Here is an 18,161-nt window from a genome sequence, read left to right as displayed (position 1 = left end):
TGGTCTTGTGCCAAAACTTCATCATTCCTGCTGCTCTCTAGAGTCCAGAAACCTCACTGCTTCAATTTGATGGGCGATCGCCACCCGTTGCCGTTCCCCTTGAGCCGATAACAGATAAATCCCACTACCATTGCTGTAAGCCACCGTACCATCGGCTGCCAAATCATAAGCCAAAACACTCGTGGCTAATACCTCAGGCACTCCCTGGTTTCCTTGACGCACCAACTCCCAACTGGAGGGAACCAAGGGGGGAGCATCCTGATCTTCGGCATGTTGATTCGGGAGATTATCCAACGTTAACCAATCTCCCCAGATCCGCATCCGTTTGGGTTCCACCTTTTGTTGCGTTCCCGCAGCGATCAAAGGCTTGCCTGTAAAACTCTGGCTAAAGAAATTAAAAAACTGGAAAATAGCATAAGCCAAACGAACCGGAATCAGAAGAATATCCTTCAAAAATTGCCAGATATTAAACGAACGGTGGAATGAACGATAGGGACGGCGAATATAATACAGTAGACCATCAGAACCGACTTGGGGCCCCAAAAAATCAGACTTGGGATCTTCAGCTAACGTGGTTAAATCCTGTTGATGAAAATCTAACTTTTCAATTGAAAAAGGAGCGCGATTCACCACAAAGCCCTCACCATTGCGACTGACTCCAGCCGATTGATACACTAAAGCCTTTTGATTCGGTATCCAGCGGGGCGCTAAATCGATAGAATCCCCTTCTGTCATGTCATTTGGACGCACACTATTGGGTGAGAGCGTAGCAATATTGGTAATCCCTGTGGGGTAAGCTTTGGTGCAGGCAATCAAATCATCCTCAGCACTATAATCTAAATGACTAATTTGAAAATCTGCATTATGAAATAGCCGATCTTCGCGATCGCCATTGGGATCGAACCGAAATAAAGCCCCCATCTCCCCAGCTTCTAGGGCATAAAAAAACTTACCCTCTCCGGAATTACACAGACGACTAATGGCTACTGGAACCACCGCTTCCGCCTGCTGTTCCAACTGAGCCATCGCTTGGGGAGACATCATCATCGAACGAATTCCCCTATCTTTCCAAGCATTCCGGCGTTGAGCCTGCAAGCGTTGGCGTTGAATCGATTGGCCAAATTCACTCTTGATTTCCCGAAATTGATTCTGAGCCTCTTGGAGATAAAGTTTACCTTGGGCAAGATAGGCAATAGGTCGAGACATGATAAGCGATCCAGAAAATATTGCGATCGATCTAACCTAATTTTATAGCGCTTTGTACAATAATGCCGGCTATTGCTAGTGCAATAAAACTCCATTTCGCGACAGCGATCGCGGTTTCTCCGATATACTCCCATCCTACTGGCTACCTAGGCTGTGGATTAAGACCCGGCCGATCAAGGAAGAAAATCGTTAACTCCTCATAAAACTCATTACTTGAATTTACAGCACGATGGAGATGAGTGCTCGGTTTGTCCCAATCAATTTGTACCGGTTTATAGGTTACATTCTTCGTTGGCATCCGATCATCATATTCAATGGCTAAAGTATGGCCTTGAAGAACTACTGTAATTCAATGGCATAAGTCATAATGCCATGGCGTTGCTTCGCCAGGCAACAGAGACATCTGACGAATCCAAATCGAGATAATCGGTTTTCAATCGAGCTAGACTTTGCTTTGCTGATTCTATTAAGTCGTTGTATCGCAGATGGGCAGATGAAACTTTTGACACTAGGAATAGCGTTGATCGATCGTAGCCTGATATAGCTTTAGCGATCGCTTCCTCTGCATATCCCCCAGCATAAATTTCCGCAGTATCGATATGGGTTAATCCCGCATCAATCGCTCGCACAATAGAGTCCGTATCAGATCGCTCGCATCGGTCTGGACTCGGTTCTAGTTTCCCTCCTAACATCCATGTTCCCATGCCAAAAACTGGCATAGAAAAGTTAATTTCTGGGATTATCTTTTCAGGAATCATTGTTTTATCCGAAGAACGCTCAGGTTTTTATATCCAATCCCAAAAATCACGCTACACATCAATCCGCGTGTGCGGAGTGTCAATCATCTGTAGCAAACATCTAAGGATTTGATATTACTCTCCCATCGCGGATTCTATCACCACCAAACAAATTTTTAGATTCGCTTTATAACCATATAGGAGTCTTGCGTCTAGAATAGAAGCCAACCCTCATTTCTCTAGCGATCATGAGTTACCCTAAATCTCCACCTATTCCCGCCAACCATCTCAACATCATGGGATATGTAGACGAGTCGGAAGTTAATGGCCCAGGATGTCGTGCTGTGGTCTGGGTTCAAGGCTGCACTCGCACTTGTTCTGGCTGTTTTAATCCCGCTTCTTGGTCGTTTGAGATTAATCAACTGATCTCCATTGATACCCTAGCAGAAAAAATTGCCAGTAATCCCCGCAATCAAGGGGTGACCTTTTCTGGAGGAGAACCTTTTTGGCAGGCTCCAGGACTGGCTAACTTGGCTCGTCAGCTTAAAGCGAAGGGATTCAATATTATGTCATTTACGGGTTTTACCGTAGAGCAGTTAAGGGCCAAAGGTGCGCCGGAAGGGGCACAAGAGTTACTCGATCAACTGGATATTCTGATTGATGGTCCTTATATAGAATCTTTAGCAATTCATTCCCCCACTTCTCCCGTTTCTTCGAGTAATCAGCGGGTTCATATCCTGAATCCAGAATTTGAAAATGCGATTAGTTGGGCGAGCGATCAAATGGAAATCCATATTCTCAAAGATGGTACTCGCTTAGTCACGGGGTATCGCGGCCAGATGACCTTGGCTGAATTGTAGGGTTTCTTGAGTTGATCGCAATATTAGAAATTGTAGATCATGACCAAACTCCCAATTTTGCAACCTAGACAGTCCTATGCGTTCAGGCAATATAGGGTTCACTCAACTGGTTGTTGAACTGATTGCCCTTGACCAATGGAGCGATAGTTCCCAGTCTAGTCTCGTGGGGTCTGTTTCTACTGGTGATATAAAGATACGCCACTTTCTGCACTCTATCATCTCAATTTATGGGAAATTGCGATCGCCGCATATATTCTTATCCAAGGGAGTCTGATGCTATTTGACCAGTGGATAGACACTTTTGGAGAGATCGACCCTAACTGGCTTGCGAGAAATCTATTATGAGTCTTTGGCTGATCGGTAATTCACTGCGCGATCGTCTGGTTATTGGTGCAAACGATTCCTCAATACTCGCCTCCTTTTTTTCCACCTCGCAGCCAATTTGACGATCGCCCTTGGGGGTATGGACGAAAATTTTAGTAGGGGTTTGGAGACCAAAAACCCCTACCAAGCTCCATCGCAGTGCTCCACCCAAGCCTTCGGCTATGGGTGGGAGTGAAGTGACGGGCGACCAGAGGGAGCAATTACTCAATCTCTGCTTGCTGTTGAATGTACTGTTTTAAGACTGAGATAGGTGCTCCACCACAGGAAATAATGCAGTACGAACGACTCCAGAACATAGGCTTGCGGTAAACCTTACCTAGATGATCTGCAAATTCTTTGCGAATTAGGCGACTGGAAACAGTCTTCAGGTTGTTGACCAACTTGGACGGCTGAACCTTGGGGTTTACAGACATTAGCAAGTGGATATGATCCGCTTCACCATTAAACTCAATCAGCTCTGCCTCCCACTTCTGCAGAGTTTCTGAGAATATCTCTTTGAGTCTATTCAGCATTGGTCGGGTAATGTACTTGCGGCGATATTTGGTGCAGGCGACCAAGTGAAAGTGAATGCTGTAAGAACAGTGATAGAGAGTGTTTAATTGTTGTGGTATAGCAAGCGACTAAAGGCTATAATAATCCGATGATAACCGTAACGTATGAGTACAAGCTAAAACCGACTAAGCAGCAGATTAAACAAATCAACCAGGATTTAGAGGTGTGCCGCAAGGTGTGGAACTATGCGCTTAAAGAGCGCAAAGATTGGATAGCTTCTCGCAAGTGCCCGGTTAATGTCTGTTCTCTACGAAGTGAGTACATCATCCCAGCAGATGAACCCTATCCGAGTTTTAAGATTCAATGCCAGCGACTAACGGAATCCAAAAAGCTAATTTCTGAATTGGCATCTGTCAACGCACAAGCGCTGCAACAAGTTCTTCGTCGTCTAGATCGAGCATTTGAGCGGCGCAAAAAGCTTGGGGCAGGGTTCCCACTGTTTAAGAAAGCAGTCCGGATGCGCTCATACGTCTTTCCCCAACTGGGCAAAAATCCTTTAGCTCAAGGACGGGTTAAGTTACCTAGTCTGGGATGGATAGCGATGAGGCAATCTAGGCCGTACCCAGAAGGGTTCAAGGTTAAACAAGCCAGGATTGTCAAACGTGCATCCGGCTATTCTGTGCTCCTTTCATTCCAAGCTGATTTGGACATCCCAGCACCGCCATTAGTAGGTCACGTTATTGGCATAGATGTTGGACTGGAATATTTTCTCTCGACCTCAGATGGTCTTCAAGTTAAACGTCCAAAGTTTTTTGTCGGACTGCAACGCAAGCTGAAATTGCTGCAACGTAGGTTAAAGCGGAAACAACTTGGGTCAGCTAACTCGAAGAAAGCTCAAGCTCAGGTAGCCAGATTACATGAACAGATTGCCAGAACTCGCAAAGACTTTCATTTCAAGACGGCTCACCAGCTTTGTGATGCTGCTGATACGCTCGTGGTTGAAGAGCTGAACCTGATTGGGTTAAGTCGCGGGATGCTTGGCAAATACATGCTTGACGCGGGGCATGGACAATTTCTTAATGGTGTGTTGCCGTGGGTCGCATTTAAGCGCGGCAAGGCAGTGGCCAAAGAGGATGCAAGGGGCAGTAGTCAGGAGTGTCCGGATTGTGGAGCTAAGGTCGCCAAGTCCCTCTCAGACCGATGGCATCAATGTTCCTGTGGCTGTTCTATGCCTCGTGATGTGGCCAGCGGCTTGGTGCTGCTCCATAGATTTCAAAAGCGCTGTGGGGCGCACAGTGCTGAAAATGCCCCTGGAGACGGTCTGGCGGGGGTGTCCTTTGGGGCATCTAGTCAAGTGTCTGTGAACGGGGAATCTCCAGCTATACGCTCCGCGTTAGCTCGATGAGCGTCAAGATTTAGATACCGGGCTATCTGCTAAAAAACGTATTATCAGAGGAGACTCTTTCATGCCAATGTACTTATTCTACTCTCTGGGATTGTTGCTTTTACTCCTAGGAGGAGGGATTACGCTCTATCTCGCAACCCCTCGCCGTTATCAATCTTCCGAGACGGTGGCTCATTCTTATGACGAATGGACTGAAGACGGAATTTTAGAATTTTACTGGGGCGAACATATTCACCTGGGTCATTATGGGTCGCCACCGACACGGAAAGATTTTCTCACCGCTAAATCGGACTTTGTGCATGAAATGGTTAAGTGGGGAGAATTGGATAAATTCCCCCGTGGGACAACAGTATTAGATGTGGGTTGTGGCATTGGGGGTAGCAGCCGCATTCTCGCCAAAGATTACGGTTTTTCGGTTACGGGGGTGACAATTAGCCCGCAACAAGTGCAGCGCGCCCAGGAATTAACCCCTGAAGGAGTCGATGCCAAATTTATGGTTAATGATGCCCTGGCATTATCTTTCCCCGATGCCAGTTTTGACGTGGTTTGGTCCATTGAAGCCGGTCCCCATATGCCGGATAAAGCCCAATACGCGCGAGAAATGATGCGGGTGTTAAAACCCGGTGGTCGGCTAGTTGTGGCGGACTGGAACCAAAGAGACGATCGCCAACAGCCCCTAAATTTCTGGGAAAAACCAGTCATGCGCCAACTGCTCGATCAGTGGTCTCATCCCGCTTTTTCTAGTATTGAAGGCTTTGCCGAACTGATAGAAGAAACGGGACTGGTTTCTGGGGAAGTGACAACCGCCGATTGGACTACAGAAACTCTGCCTTCATGGCTCGATTCTATCTGGCAAGGAATTGCTCGACCTAAAGGATTATGGCTGTTTGGGGTGTCGGGATTTATCAAATCTTTGCGAGAAGTGCCCACGATGCTGTTAATGCGTCTGGCATTTGGTGCTCGGTTGTGCCGGTTTGGGATGTTCCGCGCTGTGCGAGGGAGTGCAACCCCTCAGTCCGTAGAGAAGTCTCAAGCGAAAGAGGTTCAGTTGTTGAACAGTTAGGGGAAAAATTAATCGGGACTTACGCACTACAGGTAATTATCAGGTAATTATGCAGTTGATATAGGAGTTTGCCCTAGGCTCTAGACACTTTAGTCAATAGAGTGCCTAGAGCCTTAGCTGATAACGATTACCATTACCCGCACGAAGGGCTACTTGAATAGTCCGCTACCGAGTTGTTTAATGGCGGCTCCCGCTACTTCTGCATAGCTGAGTTGCCCACAGAGGATTTTACTCATGATTCTACTAGCGGCTGGTTGTTTAACGCCTACCCGATAACTGACTTTGGGGAATTTATAAAATACACCACTAATACGAGCCGCCCATTTCATATCTGCCCCCCATTGTTCGGAAAGGGTTTGGGTGTAGGTTTCTAGGGCATTACCATTGCCACCGATCGCCTGATCGATCGCCTCTGCTGCTTTGACTCCGGTAAAAATGGAGGGACGGATGCCTTCTCCAGAGAGAGGATCGACAATTTGGGCGGCTTCCCCAGCAACAAGAGCATTTTGAGTGTGCAAGGGGCGATCTCCATCCCACAAACGCACAGAATGCTCATGATATTGAACCATTCCCCCTTGGGCAATGCCACTCGATTGGGTATAGCTCTCTAGAGTCTCTTGGAGCTTTTTAGCATCTCCTCCCTGAAACGCAGTGGCGCTAATTGCATAGCCATCGCTTTGGGGGAAGTTCCAAATAAATCCATTTTTGAGGCTGCCAAAATCAAAGTGTAGGGGAGGAGTTTCCTCAAGGGTTAGCCCAGAGATGTGTAACATGCCTGCTCGTTTTTCCTTACCCTGTTTGACTTTAAGCCATTTAGCCATTGGTCCTTTGGCTCCATCAGCAGCGATCAGATAGCGGCCTTCGATCGCTCCTTTAGCAGTTTTCAGCTCCCAGCGATCGCTTTTCCACTCAATTCCCGTTACTGGGGTGTCATCCTTAAGAACTGCTCCTTGATTTTGAGCCTGTTTGACCAGAAACTCATCGAAGCTATCCCGGCGCACGATGAACATCTGTTTTTCTTGTAGCTTGACGTTTACCGGATCGTCGAGTTGCCAGGTGTAGCGCAGTTGGTTCACCTTCAAGCTAATTATAGGGTCGAGATCAAAATCAAAATATTCGGCGATCGCTGGAGACACTCCTCCACCACAGGGTTTATACCGAGGAAGAGCCGCTTGTTCTACGATCGCCACAGAACGGCCCCGTTTGGCTAAATGATAAGCCGCTGTTGCCCCAGCCGGCCCTGCTCCAACAATCATGCAATCAAACATAGGATAATTTTCTTCCAGATTTTGACAACTGTACAATAACACTCATTAACCAGTTTTTCGGCTTGTCTTCCGGCAAGTTCTGCTGGAGTTTTTTTGCCCTTTTCTCAACATTTTCCTTGATTTTTCAGATTTTTTTATTTCCTTGAATAAATAAGTAGTATCACTGAACTCAAAATCAACAATCACAGATTAATATAAAGACAAACGACGACTTCATCAAAATTTCACAAAGGCTATCGTAGTCTTACGGAATATCAAAGGAGAAGAGGATTATGACTTGGGATGTTTGTCTTGAATATGCCAATGGAAATCAAACCATACTCAAAACCTATCGCCATCGGGAAACTGCACTCAAGCTTATTGATTTGATCTATTCGACCTATGGCTATCCCATGCATGTTGCTTATATTGTGCGTCCAAGCCAAGCCAGGTCAGCGTTGAACTTAGTTGTTCCCGCTTAACCGGGTAGGCAAGCGGGGGAAAAGAGAGAGCAATCTTAGACTTTGGTAATATCTTTCTCTTTGTCAGCTAACAGATCATCAATTTTCTTAATATATTTGTCTGTCAGCTTTTGAATCTCATCTTGTAAATTTCGAGATTCATCCTCAGTAATGTCACCATTTTTCTCCTTCTTGCGAGTATCATCAATTCCTTGACGACGATTATTGCGCACAGAAACTCGGCCTTCTTCTGCTAACTTGGCCACTTGTTTGACCAACTCTTTACGGCGTTCTTCAGTTAATTGAGGAATATTCAATCGCACGCATTGACCATCATTATTAGGAGTTAATCCTAGATCCGATAGAGAAATCGCTTTTTCAATCACATTTAACGATCCTTTATCGTAGGGTTGAATCATAAGGGTACTCGAATCCGGGGTACTAATATTCGCCAGGGATTTTAGAGGAGTCGGCGTACCATAATATTCGACCATCACTCGGTCTAGAAGCGAACTATTAGCCCGTCCAGTCCGAATGGTATTAAAAGAATGGCGAGTAGACTCAACCGCCTTCTGCATTAACTCTTCCACATCACTTAATTGCACAGGAACCTCCTACAACTGTTCCAACTGACTCTCCCATGACGGCGCGACGAATATTGCCTTTCACCGACAGGTCAAAGACCAAAATGGGAATATCATTATCTTTACACAAAGCGATCGCCGTACTATCCATCACTTGCAATTCGTGAGCCAAAACATGCTGATAGGTTAAGCTTTCATAGCGTTTGGCTTCTGGATTAGTTTTGGGGTCGCTATCATAGACACCATCGACCTTAGTCGCCTTAAAAATTACCTCCGCATTAATTTCGGCTGCCCTTAAAGCAGCCGTAGTATCGGTGGTAAAGAACGGATTGCCCGAACCCGCGCCAAAAATGACCACCCGTCCCTTTTCTAAGTGACGCATGGCTCGGCGACGGATATAGGGTTCTGCCACTTCCTGCATGGCGATCGCCGTTTGGACCCGAGTCGGGACATCCATTTGTTCTAGGGCATCTTGTAAGGTCATGGCATTCATCACCGTGGCAATCATACCAATATAGTCGGCTGTTGCCCGCTCCATCCCAGCGGCTGCCCCTTTCACACCCCGAAAAATATTTCCTCCACCAACGACAATGGCGATTTGTATGCCACTCGATACAACTTCTGCCACTTGTTCGGCAATATTATGCACGATCGCGGGATCAATGCCATAGGCCAGGCTTCCCATTAAGGCCTCACCACTAAGTTTGAGTAATATGCGCTGATAACCTGTCCCCATGCCTAGACTCTGTAATCTCCAGATCGATGATTGAATACAAATTGCTCTCACCTAAGATAGCAGATGTTGACAATCTTCCCGAAGAGTTTTTTCAGGGTCTAGAATTTGGCTCAGGAGCGCCATTGAATGGGAGTACCAACTAAGGATTCGGGAATGGGATAGGTTACCGGTTCTCCTTGCAACATTTGGGCGATCGCCCCACGGATATCTTCAATCCACTGCTTTACTGCGCTCTGCTCTTTAGTCATCCCCCGGCGATAGCATAATCTCCCCTCATGATTGAGTAGAAATAGCTCTGGAGTCTGAGTTGCCCCAAAACTTTTTGCCACATCTTGAGTGACATCCCGCAGATAGGAAAAATTAAGCTGATGGTCTTGAGCAAAGACCTTCATTTGCTCAAAATTCTCCCCTGAATTCTTGGAACCCTGATTGGCATTCATCCCCACCAAGGTCATCCCTTGAGGTTCTCTTTCTTGCTGAAGTTGCTTTAAATCCTCAAGAAGCTCAATAACATACGGGCATTGGTTACCCATAAATAGCACACCAATCACCTGATATTTTTCCATATAGCGAGCCAGATGATGCACCTGATCATCCACACCTGGTACTTCAAAATCTGGCGCATAGCTACCGATGGGAGTTCCCATGTCTTCCATGACCACCATGCTCAAAACCTGTATAAATAACTATTCAAACAAGTTAACAAAAACCGTATCCCCTGTAAACCAGATAGTCTTGAGAAACATCAATTCTAGTAGAACAGGCGCGATCGCCTCTCGGAAAGGTTCTCGCTTCTATACCTATCGCCATCCATCCTTTCATATTTTTACAGTTGCATTAGTAATGGCTCATCATCAGGGTCTCCTAGGAAAAGTTACGAACTATAGCTGTTATCAACCTGTTGGACAGAAATTATCAGGTTCTCAGAAACATGTCCTTTAACGTTCCTTATCTGCCCTAGATTGAGCTAACTTTGGCAAAACAACCTTATAAATTTCTGTCGCAGCCAATCGATTTCCAGCAATATTCCAATGGCTGTCATTGGGGCGATATAGGCGAGTTGTTTCGGATACCTGTTGGAAAGGTTCTAACAAGTCTAGAGAATTAATATTGAGGGATGATAGTCTTTCGGCAAGCAACCGATTCGGCAAGGAGAAATCAAGTTGTTCCGGCTGCATATTCATCCCCACAACAACTTGATTTTGCAACTCCATATTCACTTGAACTTCATCCGGAATTATGACAACCAAAAGTTCTATATTTCGCTGTTTAGCTATCTCATTGATTTGCTCAATAAATTCCATCGCATAGTCAAACGTTTGACTGAATTTAGGGTTGTCTTTGATAAAAATTTGACTGCGTCGCATCTCCATTCCGAGATAATTCTCATCACTGAAAACTTTCATATTATCGTCATAAACTATATTTTCCGGGAGTTCCCACTCTCCTTCATAACTTTTTTGGATTTCCCAGAGGAATTTGAAAAATGAGAGGACATAAGAATACGTGTAGAGGGGTTGAGATAGATTTTGATCTTGGCTATCCAAGAAATCATTACCCATGAAAAAGGAAACAATAATCATGTCAGGACTATAATTCAACCCCTCATTGACCAAGACCGCTAGATAATCTTTAGGATTGAGGTTAGGGATACCAAAATTATAAAGTTCTATCGATTGATTTTGTGCTTGCAATTGCTCTTCAACCAGCGTGTAATAATTTTCCTCATAGGGGACAACACCAAAGGCAAAAGAGTCTCCTATCCCGACAATTCTGTATATCCCTTCTGCTTTTTGCTCCTCAAATTCCAAATCTTTATAACCCTGGGAATTTAAGGTGAAATCATAATGTTTAGAAAAAGGTTTCCCGCGAAAACGACCATAAGATTTGTCATAAAAGATAAAACTAGGATTGATATAATTATAAACTCGAAATCCAATCTCAGTAAAGATAAAAGAAATGACCGTGATAATCAAGAATTGTTTCAAAAACTGCTGAAAGGTCTTGAGGTGGGGCATAGTAGTATAAAAGAACCTAAAATTACATAAAACTAAGACTTAGTTTACCCTATTGTCTTCTGAGTATGGTGTTGGGGTGCTTCATCAATAATTCCCAGACCTTTATCTAGGATTTAAAATGGGTTTCATATCATATTTTGTGTTTTTTGTCAAGCAAAATTCTGTGGAGAAGAGTTTCTCTGCGTGATACATATCACAATAACTCTGGAGTCCTCTCACAGAAGCTAGTTTTTTTTTCGATTACTTTGGTTTTATATATTCGGATCTGGCGAGAAAGTCAAACAATTTAAGGTTTACAAGTCTGAATCGCCAGTGGCCAAGATTCTAGCTCTTTTGATTAAAATCTCAGTTTTAATACGATCATGTTTCAACCGACTACCATATCTTCTGGTTTCAATATCGCCGAACTGGTGTTTCAAGTTTGCCATACAGGGGAATTAACCTCTGACAACCGCAAACAACTGCAATCCGTATTGCTTCAACACTCGATTAGTGAAGAGGAACGCTCGGCAATCGATCGCTTAATCTATGCTACTCGTCGTGGATGGCTGAGGATTGCGAACTAGAGCTGTCTGAATTTGGGGTATGATCCAAGCAAATAACTGGCGCTCATCACATTCCCCACTGCCATGAACATTCGGATCGGTAATGGTTACGATATCCATCAACTTGGCCCAAACCGCCCCTTGATTTTAGGAGGGGTAAACATTCCTCATGAACTTGGGTTAGTCGGCCATAGTGATGCCGATGTACTGACTCATGCCATTATGGATGCCATGCTCGGAGCTTTAAGCTTAGGAGACATCGGCCATTATTTTCCCCCCAGCGACCCCCAATGGAAAGGGGCGGATAGCCTAATATTACTGGGTCAGGTTAATGGCTTACTACTTGACCGAGGTTGGCAGGTGGTGAATATTGATTCTGTAGTGGTGGCCGAGCGCCCGAAATTGAAGGCTCATTTATCGGAAATGAGCGATCGCCTCTCAAACATCTTAACCCTACAACCCGATCAAATTAGCATTAAAGCCACCACCAACGAAAAACTCGGCCCAATCGGTCGTGAAGAAGGGATAGCCGCCTACGCGGTTACCCTTCTAGAAAAGACGTAACCCTGAGCGAACTAACGCTGACGCGCTCTTAAGCGAGTTCCTAAACCCAACAATCCTACCCCCACTAAACCCAGAATGGCAGAAGGTTCGGGAACATCCGAAGGTTGCTCAGATGGTGGGAGTGGAGTAAAAACATCATTGAGACCAGCTACATAAGTAATGTCAGCATCAAGTTTAGTATTGATATCGAAACCACTGCCTCCAGCATGGGTAAAAGCGGTATAGCTACCTCCAAGAAATCCTTGACCATCACTCCCACTCACTAAATCACTGGGAGCAAGATTACGAATACGAATGGCATCAATCGCATCTCCTGCGCCTAACCCAAAGGAACTTAAATCAAATACGGTGGCGAAGACTTGATACGTTGCAGAGAAGTGGTCACTAAACTGGTAGAGATATTCGCTAAAATCTGTTTCTCCAGCTTTACGAACAGAAACCGCAAAGGCTTCTGGCGCTCCAACACCACCATTTTCATATACGACTAGGTCGTTACCCTCTTCATTGGCTAGGAGATTTCCCCCCCAATCCAACTCAATAGTGCCAACAGCCCCACTCTTTTCCAATTCTAGAGATGTTTGTCCTTGTTCTCCAAAAATTTCACCTACGGTTTGACTACTTTGCAACAGTCCATTAAAGCCTCCGGGAAAAGCAAAAGAGCTGGGAGTTCCAGATACTATTGACCCTCCAGTGACCGCATTACTTTCATTCCAGGTTAAACTGGTCGATGAACCATCCCATTTCTGGCCACTTAAGGTGGCAGCATGGGCGGATTCAGAACCGATGGCAGTCAATGCTGTGAGCATCAGACCCAAACTCAGGGAAGATCCTAACCCAATGGACAGATGACGTTGATTCATGATGATTCCGTGAAACTTCTGGCTAAGGAACATAAATTTATAGAAATCTAGAGGTATCTACCCTATGATTCCGTACTTTTCCTGATATCAGTAACCGTATTATGATGTGTTAGTGAATTTTCTGTTGATCCCTTAACCCATTAAGCAAGCTTGTCTCATCTCACGGGATTCCTGTTTTACAGCGCCTTCCATGGTTGCCCGCTGTAATCTCCAGAAGGCATGAAGGTCTTCTAGTCCATAGGGTTTTACCATTAGTGCCCGTAGACGTTCCTCATCAGCCAAGCTCAGATATCCGGTAGAGAGGGCTTGTTGAACTACTTCATGAATCATATTTGGATCTCCCAAAAGATGAACTGCACCATTGCTCTTGTCGTGGTTTGTGATTCTATACATTTCCCCATCTCCAAGCCCCTCAAGCACCCATGTGATGGAAGATATTTTGGAAAAATGATAGATCTTAAGTCTTTATTCTTATGCCCTAGTAACACTACATTCTGGCAGTTTTCCGGATCGAGATCCAGTGTTTTCCCGGATTTTTTATTTTTTCTTAAGATTTTTTCTGGATAAATACTGAGTTTAGGGGTCTAAGGAGGTTGAACTGTCATGCCACTTGCCTAAAATCTGGCTTGATAAACGATTTAAGAAGATGAAAATTAGAATTCCCAAGATCCCAATGAGTAATAATGCGGCAAACATACGAGGAATTTGTAGGTTATAACTGGCTAAGAGGATTTGATAGGCTAATCCTGAATTCATGCCACCTGTACCGGCAACAATTTCGGCAACTACAGCCCCAATTAAGGCTAATCCACCACTAATGCGTAATCCAGCAAAAAAATAGGGTAACGCACTGGGTAGTCTGAGATACAGTAGGGTTTGCCATCGGGATGCTTGATAAAGTTTGAAGAGGTCTTTAAGGTTAGGATCGAGGTTATTGAGGCCAAAGGTGGTGTTAGAAACGATGGGAAAAAAGGCGATAATCCAAGCGCAGATGACTAGGGCGGCAAAGGTGTTATTACGCATCCAAATCACGATCAGGGGAGCGATCGCCGCCATGGGAATCGTTTGCAGTATAATTGCGTAGGGATACAAACTTTTTTCAATCCACTTACTCTGTGCCATAATCATTGCCAGGAATAATCCAGAAACCATAGCCACGAGAAAAGCAACGATCGTAATTTTTAAGGTAACGAGCATCGCAGGCAAGAGGATTGATCGATCTTGAATTAAGGTTTTAAGAATCAGAATTGGCCCCGGTAGAATGTAGCTCGGGGTATGGGTTAGGGATACAGAGATTTCCCAAAACGAGAGTACCAGTATTCCGAGAACAAGAGGAGCTAGGGTTTCTAGGGAAAACAAACGGCGCAATTCTGGCATAATCTAGTGAGGCGTGATGGCTTCAGATAGGGCGGTAGCGACTTGTTGGTAATACTCAGTATAGGCGATCGCTCCCCGAAAACTCGAATTGCGGGGATAGGGTTCGTGAATCGGAATTTCGGCAACAATGCGTCCGGGAGCTGTTCCCATCACGATCACTCGATGGGATAAATAAACTGCTTCATAGATATTATGAGTGACAAACACAATTGTCCAGCGTTTTTGGCTCCACAAATTTAATAGTTCATCATTTAATTGAGTGCGGGTAATATCATCTAAGGCTCCAAATGGCTCATCCATTAATAAGACTTGGGGATTATTCACCAGCGATCTAGCTATAGAAACGCGCATTTTCATCCCTCCAGACAGTTGCCGGGGATAGGATTGAGAAACTTGATTTAACTGCACCAATTCCAGAGCTTCTTGAATCTTCTCCTGGGCTTTTTTCTGGGGCACACCGGCCAATTTTAGGGGTAAGAAGACATTCTGCCACACGGTTGCCCAAGGCATTAATGCTGCGTCTTGAAACACAAACGCGAGTTGGTTACTCTGTCCAGAATTGTGCCAGTGCAGAGTACCGGAACTGAGGGATGTTAAGCCCGCAATGATTCGCAGTAGGGTACTTTTGCCGCATCCTGACGGACCGACGATGCTGAGAATCTCTGAGGGATAGAGGTTTAGGTTGAGATCGGCGATCGCCAGATTCTGGCTATCAAAACGTTTGCTAACATTCTCTAGAGTCGCGATCGGTTTGTCAATATCCATAGAAAAAGATGGGGGAGAGGGGGAGGAATAAACCCATACCCTCATGCATTAGATTTCGTTCGGTGTAAGCGTTTAGACCGAACCGAGTTTTCTATTAGATTTTGTTTGTAGTGAGGGATTGAGCAATCTCCAGCTAGGCTTTTAAGCACTCTTCGTGCTTACTACAAACAAAGCTCTATTTTAGATGAGACAGTCCACTACGGAAAAATGGCGAAGGTATTGTCCATTAGACCGACTTTTGATAATAGTCAACTCCCTTATTCACAAATTTCAGGGTATACGCTTGATGATAATCCACCCCTGAATCCACCATACCTAAATTAACTGTCGATTGGAAAAAAGCTTTCCACCGCTCACCAGTCATTGCACCAATGCCAAACGTTTTCGCTGCTCCAGAGATAAGGATATCATACTCTTTGAGCTTTCTAAAGCTATAATCGAGTAAATCATCCGTCATTTCTGGATTATCTCGTTTAATCAACCGATTGCCCGGTTTTGGATTGTCCAAATAACTATACCAGCCCCGAATCGACGCATCAACAAATCGGTGAACCAAATCCGGATTATCATTGACTAAATTGCGAGTCGTCGTAATCGTAAAAGAATAGGGATTATAACCCGCATCCGCTAATAGATGCACAATCGGCTTAAACCCTCCTTTTTGTTCAATTGTGTAGGGTTCAGACGTTAAAACTCCTTGTTGTGCAGACGTTTCATCGACTAAAAACGGAGTCACATTAGAATTATAGGGACGAATTTGATTATCGGCAAATCCATAGTTTTGTTTCAGAACTGGCCAATAGGTAAACCGTGCCCCAGATGAAATAAAAATAGGTTTTCCTATTAAATCAGCCAGGGATTCATTGCCGACTCCTGGGTGGGTTAACAGCACTTGAATATTTTTCTGAAACATTGAGGCGACGGTAACTAAGGGAATGTTCTGTTCTATGGCTTTGAAAATATTGAGAGAACTTCCCATGTTGAACTCTAGCGCACCTCCGAGGAGTAACTGAGTGCTATTGGTTTGGGGATTAACGGGGCGGATGGTTAGATCTAAGCCATGCTTTTGATAAATTCCCGTCGCCAGCGCTTGATAAAATCCCCCATATTCAGCTTCAGCTTTCCAACTGAGGGCGAATTTTATTGAGTCTAAAGACTTGATTTTTTGGGTGCGAGGGGAGTTAACCGAGAGTAAACCACCGCCTAATCCAAAAGAACTGAGGTTTAGAAACTGGCGACGGGAGATAGGGGGGATTTGAGTCATATAGCAAACCTAAATGATTTGTGGAAATTTTTCTAGTTTTTATTCAGCCTCAATACTCACTCAAATTGCCAGAGCTATCTATGCTACGTTTTGTCATGCGGAAGGTGGGATTAAAAGCCGGATCGAAACTGGATCCGGCGGCTGTTTATGATCTGTTGATTTACAGTTTTCCGGGAAAACCACCCAGAAATTTAAGGGTTAGCACTGTTATGGGAGATCACGTCCATGACAGCCCAAGATATTCTATCTTGGCGCTTGCTTCATCAAGTCTTGTACTTGTTCAGCATGGTAGGAACTGCGGGTGAGGGGAGAAGAGACGACTTGCAGAAAGCCTAATGAGTCTCCAAAGACACGCCAAGCTTCAAATTCTTCGGGAGTTACAAAGCGGTTTAGAGGATAATGTTTGGGAGTTGGTTGCAGATATTGACCGATGGTGATGATATCACAATCTACCTCGCGTAATTCAGTCATTACTTGGCGGACTTCTTCATCAGTTTCTCCTAATCCCACCATGATCCCTGATTTCGTATAGATTGTAGGGGATAACTGTCGAGATCGCCTTAAGACCTCTAGAGAACGCTGATACTCTCCTTGGGGTCGCACGCGCCGATATAACCGGGGGACAGTTTCTGTATTATGGTTGAGAACTTCGGGTTGGCCGCTTAAAATTGTCTCTAGAGCCTGCCAATTGCCACAGAGATCCGGAATTAATACTTCAATTGTGGTTTGAGGCATCAAGGCGCGGACCGCCTCAATACAACGGACAAATTGACTGGCCCCTCCATCAGGTAAGTCATCCCGATTGACAGAAGTAATCACTACATGTTTAAGTCCCATCCGTTGCACCGCTTCCCCTAACCGTTGCGGTTCAGTAGGGTCAAGAGGTTGGGGCTTTTTCTCAAAATCAATATCACAATAGGGACAAGCTCTCGTACAAGCGGGCCCCATAATTAGAAAAGTCGCTGTACCCGCATTGAAACATTCACCGATATTGGGACAAGAGGCTTCTTCACAAACTGTATTTAAGCCTAAATCACGGAGGGTCGTTTTCACGTCACCCACTCGCTGCCATTGGGGAGCTTTAACCCTGAGCCAATCTGGTTTAACCGTCACCGTACTCTGTTATCCTGTGTTGAGTTACTGTACTTTATCCTAACAAGATTTAGCAATTTTCATCTCAATAAGGCGATCGCATGTTATCATTCAGATAAGTTATATGGTTTACCGGGATGTAGCGCAGCTTGGTAGCGCACCTCGTTCGGGACGAGGGAGCCGCACAAATCCTGTCATCCCGATTCATCAATATTCTTTGGTTTCAAGGCTTTGAAGCAGCAATACCCTAGTCCCAAGGCAGGCTCAACACACATATTTCACACAAAACCACCATAGCACCTCCAAAAGTAAGGGGCAAGAAATAGGTTAAATGGGTTAGATACTAATTAGAGTTTTCTATAGAATCCATAGAGAAATCCAAGCCATTCCCTGAGAGAAACTGAAAACCCTCCCGAAACCCCAAAAATATCCTCTCAATTTCAGACGCAACCGCTATCACCGGGTGACGACACCCGGTGTTCAGAGATAAGAGGGTAACCT

The 18,161-nt window shown here is 44.8% G+C and carries 20 protein-coding genes, 1 tRNA gene and 1 pseudogene; 8 read left to right on the top strand and 14 right to left on the bottom strand.

All coding sequences use genetic code 11. The features are described from left to right. Positions 1-21 precede the first annotated feature (21 nt). A complete protein-coding gene (locus J7529_RS11515) occupies positions 22-1,206 on the bottom strand; it encodes a hypothetical protein (protein ID WP_318729072.1) in 1,185 nt (394 codons plus the stop codon). A gap of 362 nt (positions 1,207-1,568) precedes the next feature. Continuing rightward, complete coding sequence (locus J7529_RS11510) at positions 1,569-1,964, bottom strand: aldo/keto reductase (RefSeq protein ID WP_318729071.1); 396 nt, start codon at positions 1,962-1,964, stop codon at positions 1,569-1,571. Positions 1,965-2,191: 227 nt separating this feature from the next. On the opposite strand from J7529_RS11510, the gene J7529_RS11505 reads away from it, so the two are divergent. Continuing rightward, positions 2,192-2,803, top strand: a complete 612-nt coding sequence (locus tag J7529_RS11505; protein ID WP_318729070.1) for a 4Fe-4S single cluster domain-containing protein — start codon at positions 2,192-2,194, stop codon at positions 2,801-2,803. 94 nt (positions 2,804-2,897) lie between these two features. Next, positions 2,898-3,077: pseudogene (locus J7529_RS24695) on the top strand (hypothetical protein); the annotation flags it as partial. 310 nt (positions 3,078-3,387) lie between these two features. Here J7529_RS24695 and tnpA read toward each other — a convergent pair. After that, the gene (gene tnpA / locus J7529_RS11500; RefSeq protein ID WP_318729152.1) at positions 3,388-3,798 is read right to left on the bottom strand and encodes an IS200/IS605 family transposase; all 411 of its coding nucleotides are present in this window, start codon (positions 3,796-3,798) and stop codon (positions 3,388-3,390) included. 29 nt (positions 3,799-3,827) lie between these two features. On the opposite strand from tnpA, the gene J7529_RS11495 reads away from it, so the two are divergent. Both J7529_RS11495 and J7529_RS11490 read left to right on the top strand, forming a co-directional pair. Continuing rightward, a complete protein-coding gene (locus J7529_RS11495) occupies positions 3,828-5,084 on the top strand; it encodes a transposase (RefSeq protein WP_318729069.1) in 1,257 nt (418 codons plus the stop codon). 67 nt (positions 5,085-5,151) lie between these two features. Next, positions 5,152-6,147, top strand: a complete 996-nt coding sequence (locus J7529_RS11490; protein WP_271941852.1) for a methyltransferase domain-containing protein — start codon at positions 5,152-5,154, stop codon at positions 6,145-6,147. A 149-nt stretch (positions 6,148-6,296) separates the two neighbouring features. On the opposite strand, the gene J7529_RS11485 is transcribed toward J7529_RS11490, so the two are convergent. Beyond that, positions 6,297-7,415 carry a geranylgeranyl reductase family protein gene (locus J7529_RS11485; RefSeq protein WP_318729068.1) on the bottom strand — a complete coding sequence of 373 codons (1,119 nt, stop codon included), beginning with the start codon at positions 7,413-7,415 and terminating at the stop codon, positions 6,297-6,299. Between the two features lie 272 nt (positions 7,416-7,687). Here J7529_RS11485 and J7529_RS11480 point away from each other — a divergent pair, with 272 nt between their 5' ends. Then, positions 7,688-7,876, top strand: a complete 189-nt coding sequence (locus J7529_RS11480; protein WP_318729067.1) for a hypothetical protein — start codon at positions 7,688-7,690, stop codon at positions 7,874-7,876. A 35-nt stretch (positions 7,877-7,911) separates the two neighbouring features. Here the strand turns inward: J7529_RS11480 and frr are convergent, their stop codons facing one another. From frr to J7529_RS11460, 4 genes are all read right to left on the bottom strand, one after another. Further along, a complete protein-coding gene (frr, locus tag J7529_RS11475; protein WP_318729066.1) occupies positions 7,912-8,460 on the bottom strand; it encodes a ribosome recycling factor in 549 nt (182 codons plus the stop codon). Further along, positions 8,447-9,175 (bottom strand): UMP kinase, encoded by a 729-nt coding sequence (gene pyrH / locus J7529_RS11470; protein WP_271941792.1) that lies wholly within the window; start codon positions 9,173-9,175, stop codon positions 8,447-8,449. The genes frr and pyrH overlap by 14 nt, the downstream gene beginning before the upstream one ends. Positions 9,176-9,285: 110 nt before the next feature. Beyond that, positions 9,286-9,831 carry a redoxin domain-containing protein gene (locus J7529_RS11465; RefSeq protein WP_318729065.1) on the bottom strand — a complete coding sequence of 182 codons (546 nt, stop codon included), beginning with the start codon at positions 9,829-9,831 and terminating at the stop codon, positions 9,286-9,288. Positions 9,832-10,113: 282 nt separating this feature from the next. Beyond that, on the bottom strand, positions 10,114-11,193 hold the full coding sequence (locus J7529_RS11460; RefSeq protein ID WP_318729064.1) for an alginate O-acetyltransferase AlgX-related protein: 1,080 nt from the start codon (positions 11,191-11,193) through the stop codon (positions 10,114-10,116). Between the two features lie 362 nt (positions 11,194-11,555). Between J7529_RS11460 and J7529_RS11455 the strand changes: the two genes are divergently transcribed. Continuing rightward, positions 11,556-11,759: a hypothetical protein gene (locus J7529_RS11455; RefSeq protein WP_318698382.1), complete on the top strand. Its 204-nt coding sequence runs from the start codon at positions 11,556-11,558 to the stop codon at positions 11,757-11,759. A 63-nt stretch (positions 11,760-11,822) separates the two neighbouring features. Further along, positions 11,823-12,302, top strand: a complete 480-nt coding sequence (gene ispF / locus J7529_RS11450) for a 2-C-methyl-D-erythritol 2,4-cyclodiphosphate synthase (RefSeq protein WP_318729063.1) — start codon at positions 11,823-11,825, stop codon at positions 12,300-12,302. Positions 12,303-12,313: 11 nt separating this feature from the next. Here ispF and J7529_RS11445 read toward each other — a convergent pair whose 3' ends face one another. The 6 genes from J7529_RS11445 to lipA all read right to left on the bottom strand — a co-directional run bounded on the left by J7529_RS11445 (position 12,314) and on the right by lipA (position 17,681). After that, positions 12,314-13,162 (bottom strand): PEP-CTERM sorting domain-containing protein, encoded by an 849-nt coding sequence (locus J7529_RS11445; protein ID WP_318729062.1) that lies wholly within the window; start codon positions 13,160-13,162, stop codon positions 12,314-12,316. A 132-nt stretch (positions 13,163-13,294) separates the two neighbouring features. Next, positions 13,295-13,555: a hypothetical protein gene (locus J7529_RS11440; protein WP_318729061.1), complete on the bottom strand. Its 261-nt coding sequence runs from the start codon at positions 13,553-13,555 to the stop codon at positions 13,295-13,297. Between the two features lie 183 nt (positions 13,556-13,738). Then, positions 13,739-14,539 carry an ABC transporter permease gene (locus tag J7529_RS11435; protein WP_318729060.1) on the bottom strand — a complete coding sequence of 267 codons (801 nt, stop codon included), beginning with the start codon at positions 14,537-14,539 and terminating at the stop codon, positions 13,739-13,741. Between the two features lie 3 nt (positions 14,540-14,542). Further along, the gene (locus J7529_RS11430) at positions 14,543-15,304 is read right to left on the bottom strand and encodes an ABC transporter ATP-binding protein (RefSeq protein ID WP_318729059.1); all 762 of its coding nucleotides are present in this window, start codon (positions 15,302-15,304) and stop codon (positions 14,543-14,545) included. 226 nt (positions 15,305-15,530) lie between these two features. Further along, the gene (locus J7529_RS11425; protein WP_318729058.1) at positions 15,531-16,568 is read right to left on the bottom strand and encodes an ABC transporter substrate-binding protein; all 1,038 of its coding nucleotides are present in this window, start codon (positions 16,566-16,568) and stop codon (positions 15,531-15,533) included. A gap of 243 nt (positions 16,569-16,811) precedes the next feature. Further along, positions 16,812-17,681 (bottom strand): lipoyl synthase, encoded by an 870-nt coding sequence (gene lipA / locus J7529_RS11420; protein WP_271941816.1) that lies wholly within the window; start codon positions 17,679-17,681, stop codon positions 16,812-16,814. A gap of 112 nt (positions 17,682-17,793) precedes the next feature. Here lipA and J7529_RS11415 point away from each other — a divergent pair. Further along, positions 17,794-17,863 (top strand) — tRNA-Pro (locus J7529_RS11415). Positions 17,864-18,161 lie beyond the last annotated feature (298 nt).

The sequence above is a fragment of the Roseofilum sp. Guam genome (assembly GCF_017746735.1).
Classification (GTDB): domain Bacteria; phylum Cyanobacteriota; class Cyanobacteriia; order Cyanobacteriales; family Desertifilaceae; genus Roseofilum; species Roseofilum reptotaenium.
The sequence above is the reverse complement of the archived record's forward strand: the minus strand, read 5'-3'. Positions and strand labels throughout refer to the sequence as shown.